The following is a 407-nucleotide window of genomic DNA, read 5'->3' as shown; positions in this document are numbered from 1 at the left end:
GATGCGTCGCTGCTCGCGTTCACGGTCATCGCTGCCGGCGCCGCCGGGTCGCTGCTCGCGGGCGCTGCGGCGGACCGGATCGGCAGCGGGCGGTCGGCCCGTGTGGCCATGCTCACGTCGGGAACGGTCGCCGCCGTGATCGGCTGGGGCCGACTCCCGCTGGCGGTCGTCGTCGCGCTGGCGGTCGTGTGGGGAGTGACGGTCGTGGCCGACTCGGCCCAGTTCTCTGCCATCGTCACCGAGCGCGCCGAGCAGTCGTTCGTCGGGACCGCGTTGACCGTGCAGTTGGCGTTCGGATTCCTGCTGACCATCACCACGATGTGGCTGGTTCCGATCGTGCGCGATGGCGCCGGCTGGTGGTGGGCGTTCGCGATGCTGGCCCCGGGTCCGCTGCTCGGTGCCTGGGC

1 protein-coding gene is annotated in these 407 nt (G+C 72.5%); it reads left to right on the top strand.

The window, feature by feature from the left end; translation table 11 throughout:
* Positions 1 to 407, top strand: a 407-nt coding sequence (locus ACLNEE_RS17010) for a hypothetical protein (RefSeq protein ID WP_412007467.1), incomplete at both ends; no start/stop codon positions are given.

The sequence above is a fragment of the Aphanothece stagnina RSMan2012 genome (assembly GCF_046764815.1).
In the GTDB taxonomy this organism is placed as follows: domain Bacteria; phylum Cyanobacteriota; class Cyanobacteriia; order PCC-6307; family Cyanobiaceae; genus NIES-981.
This window is presented reverse-complemented; position numbering and strand designations above follow the sequence as displayed.